Annotated in this window: 5 protein-coding genes and 1 pseudogene; 4 read left to right on the plus strand and 2 right to left on the minus strand. The window is 40.2% G+C overall.

The window, feature by feature from the left end; translation table 11 throughout:
* The first annotated feature begins 656 nt into the window (after positions 1-656).
* Both ACFINE_RS09335 and ACFINE_RS09340 read left to right on the plus strand, forming a co-directional pair.
* Positions 657-1,402 (plus strand): annotated as a pseudogene (locus tag ACFINE_RS09335) (antA/AntB antirepressor family protein).
* Positions 1,399-1,677, plus strand: coding sequence for a hypothetical protein (locus tag ACFINE_RS09340; RefSeq protein ID WP_375621842.1), 279 nt, complete (start codon positions 1,399-1,401; stop codon positions 1,675-1,677). The pseudogene ACFINE_RS09335 and the gene ACFINE_RS09340 overlap by 4 nt, the downstream one beginning before the upstream one ends.
* A 51-nt stretch (positions 1,678-1,728) precedes the next feature.
* Here ACFINE_RS09340 and ACFINE_RS09345 read toward each other — a convergent pair whose 3' ends face one another.
* Together ACFINE_RS09345 and ACFINE_RS09350 are read right to left on the minus strand one after the other, a co-directional pair.
* Positions 1,729-2,034 carry a BrnA antitoxin family protein gene (locus ACFINE_RS09345; protein WP_375621843.1) on the minus strand — a complete coding sequence of 102 codons (306 nt, stop codon included), beginning with the start codon at positions 2,032-2,034 and terminating at the stop codon, positions 1,729-1,731.
* Positions 2,012-2,278, minus strand: coding sequence for a BrnT family toxin (locus ACFINE_RS09350; protein WP_375621844.1), 267 nt, complete (start codon positions 2,276-2,278; stop codon positions 2,012-2,014). Before ACFINE_RS09350 ends, ACFINE_RS09345 begins: the two co-directional genes overlap by 23 nt.
* A gap of 84 nt (positions 2,279-2,362) precedes the next feature.
* On the opposite strand from ACFINE_RS09350, the gene ACFINE_RS09355 reads away from it, so the two are divergent.
* Positions 2,363-2,944: a hypothetical protein gene (locus tag ACFINE_RS09355; RefSeq protein WP_375621845.1), complete on the plus strand. Its 582-nt coding sequence runs from the start codon at positions 2,363-2,365 to the stop codon at positions 2,942-2,944.
* Positions 2,937-3,544, plus strand: a 608-nt coding sequence (locus ACFINE_RS09360) for a phage terminase large subunit family protein (RefSeq protein ID WP_375621846.1), incomplete at its 3' end; no start/stop codon positions are given. The genes ACFINE_RS09355 and ACFINE_RS09360, both read left to right, overlap by 8 nt.

Consider the following 3,544-nt stretch of genomic DNA (forward strand, 5'->3'; position numbering starts at 1 on the left):
AACCAAAAATATACAGAGACAACTTTCTCGTCAAGAATACGCTGCTAATAAGAAAGGCTAGATCATGTTCTCAAGCTTTATCTATATATTCCATATCCTTATGAGTTTAGGAATTACATATTCTTATTGCAACTTTAAAAACAGATTATCACTTATGCTTTGTTTTTTCATAAAAAAAATCAATAAAATCAATGCAAAAGGTACTTCCCAGCGGGTTGGCTTCGTTGCGGGGCGGACGAGCGCGAACTATCGCTAGCGACAGAATTTTCAAATCAACTGTACATTGTACACTTAACTCATTGATAAATAACAAATTTAATGTGTCCTCATATACACACTGTACAATAGTGGATTATTTTTTAGAAAAAGTTTTTTATCACTTGACAAGACAGTATCATTATATCTATTGTCGAATCGGGTGCCTAAGAAACACCTTAAAACAACTAGCGGATTGGTTGCCGAAATAACTCGTTTTCCGCAATTTAAAAGCTTTGACTCATTGTATGCTACATGCATATAATAATATTGTCGGGTGTGGTTATGCCATATAATACCCTTTCGGGGAAAGCATAACGACGGGCTAGTTGCCGTGTTTCTTAGCGCCCGGTACTCTTTTAGAGTGTCATTAAGAAACCTCTAACAACTAGGAGTTCATTATGAACACACTTATAGAAATATCAGAACAGGTTATTGATCAGGAAACTGTTCAAACTGTTAATGCGCGTGAATTGCACGCATTTTTGGAAATTACATCAAAGTTTGCAGACTGGATTAAAAATCGCATTAAAGAATGTAATTTTCGAGAAAATATAGACTTTATAGGTTTTTCTAAAAATTTAGAAAAAGGTGGGCGCCCAAGCATAGAATACTACCTCACCTTAGACATGGCTAAACACCTTTCCATGATAGAGCGTAACGATAAAGGACATGAAGCTCGTCAATATTTTATCAAATGTGAACGACTTTTGAAACAAGTAGCAACACCGCAAATAAATCTTGCCAATGCATTGGAAAATCCTCTTACGATCAAACAGCTCCTTTAGAGAGTATTAATCAATTAGAAGACTTAAGAAATGAGGTGAGTACACTCAAGCCTAAAGCAGAGGCTTTGGAAGGCTTAAAACGTTCTGATGGTCTGTTTGGTCTTATTGAAGCAGCCAAGATATTAGAGGTAAGACCAAAGGATTTAACAGATTACTTACGTAAACATGATTGGGTCTATCGTCGTGCTCCAGGGGCGCCTCTGTTACCTTATCAGGACAAGATCAAGAAAGGATTCATGGATTGTCCTGCTATTACCATTCAAAGACCAGATGGTACAGAAAAGGTGCTGCCTTCAACGAAAATCACATCTAGAGGATTAGCATGTTTGAGAGAACAAATCTTTGGGGGTGTGCAATGAATAGCAGTGTCGACTTCTTATGCGATTTGTGGATGGCGTTGGCTCAATTTTCCAATCATCAAAGCGTTGGAGATGAGGATTGTAACACGCTGGTGCAGGTCATGGGCGTGGTGGAAAAAGCTTTGATTTTAGAACTTCAAGATGAAGTGCCCAATTTTACAAAGATTCTGGCAGTTCTTACAGATTTCGGAGCTTCAGAGTTTCCCATGGCTATGAATCCTTTTTTGAAAGCTTACGAACCAGATTTAGAAAGCCCCATTAAAAAGGTTGCTTAACTTAAAAACAGAACTCCCCTCCCCGTTATCAACAATGGGGAGGTGGTTGGTTTAGCTGCCACTTGCTTTTTTTAAGACTTCACCCATACGTGTGCGCCAGTCTTTTCCTTGTTTTTTAAAAGAGGCAATAACATTTGGGTCGAGACGGAGAGTAACCGCTTGTTTAGGAGATTCAACGGGTGGACGCCCCCGTTTACGGCGCTCTTCTGTTACATACTTAAAAAAGGAGGCTGGTAAAACGTCTTTAGCTGGCTTTAAGCGTGCAAGTTCTTCATCTGTCAATGGTGGGGAATCCACAGCGTCCCAATCTTCTTTTGTGTAGCCACATCCTGTTTCAAAGTTTTTTTTGATAATCATTGAAAACCTCTCTTTCTTTTTTATTCGCTTGACGAAAACTGATAATGGATATCGCTTCATTGCCAAGCTTTGCAAAAACAATAACTGTTGTGCCATCCGCAAAATGTCCAATAGCCTTCATGCGGTTTGAATGTGTTGCATCAATAAGAGCATGTTCCCAGTCAAAGTAAATAACATCAGCAAAATCAAGCTTATGTTTAACAATGTTTAAAGCTCTTTTTGGTTCATCCCACACTATCTTCATATATTTTATGTACACGAAAAATAAAATCTTGTCAATAATTAAAGTGTACAATAATTCTTATATACCATTAAAAATGGAGCAACTATGAATAAGAAAACGCGTAAGGGTCTATCGGTTCGTGCGTTTGCGAAGAAGATGGGTGTTTCACATAATGCGGTGGTTTCTCGGATAAAGACAGGTAAATTTGATGCAGCTCTTTTTGAAGATGGTTCTGTCAATGAAGCCCTTGCAACAGCCATCTGGAATGAGAATCCAACAAAACGCCCTGCTCCATTTTTAGCGCCTGATGGTCAACCGCGAACAAAGATCAAACAAGCCTCTACAGATGGAGCCAATGAATACAAGATAAAACTGGAGCGAATGCAAGTTGCGCTTGAAAGCGAGAAGATTGCCCTTGAACGACTACGCGAAACCACTGTTGATCGAGAAGAAATGAAAAAGGCAGCGCGTGAATTTGGAAGAGCGCACCGTGATGCTATGTTGAATTTTCCTCATCGTTTTGGTGCAAGCATTGCTGCACAAGTTGGATGTGATGCAGCCAGCCTTATTGGTGCTATTGATTATTATATAAGAACCGCTTTGCTTGAGGCGGTTAATATTCCAGTGCCTTTTCATGATCCTCATTCTCCAGAGTTAGAGAACTTGCAAGAAACGAATAATGGATGACAATGCAGTCGAAGAATTTTTCTCCCATGCCAATAATGCAAGACAACCGGACCCACCCTACACGGTTTCGCAATGGGCGGATAAGAATAGATACCTTAGCACGGTAGCAAGTGCTGAGCCTGGGCTTTGGAGAACAAAGCGTACCCCCTATTTGCGTGAAATCATGGATAATCTTTCCTCTTACGTGCCAATTGAAACAACCATTGTCATGAAAGGGGCGCAGATCGGCATGTCAGAAGCAGGATTAAATTTCTGCGGTTATGCCATTCATTATAGTCCGGGACCTGCTCTTTATGTGATGCCAACGGTTGAGACAGCGAAGAAATTGTCCAAAACCCGTCTTGATCCAATGATTATGGCAAGCCCCGCTTTAAGCGAACGCATAGCCCCAGCACGAGCACGCGACAGCGGGAATACAATGTTTTCGAAAGAGTTTGATGGTGGAGCATTGATGCTTACAGGAGCAAACAGTGCAGCTGGTTTGCGTTCCATGCCTATTCGTTATCTGATTTTAGATGAGGTGGATGCTTATCCATTGAATGTCGATAATGAAGGCGATCCTGTAACAATTGCTGAAAAACGAACCTCTGCTTTTATTCA

The sequence above is a fragment of the Bartonella sp. AA97HXZ genome, from assembly GCF_042196985.1.
Taxonomy (GTDB): Bacteria; Pseudomonadota; Alphaproteobacteria; order Rhizobiales; family Rhizobiaceae; genus Bartonella.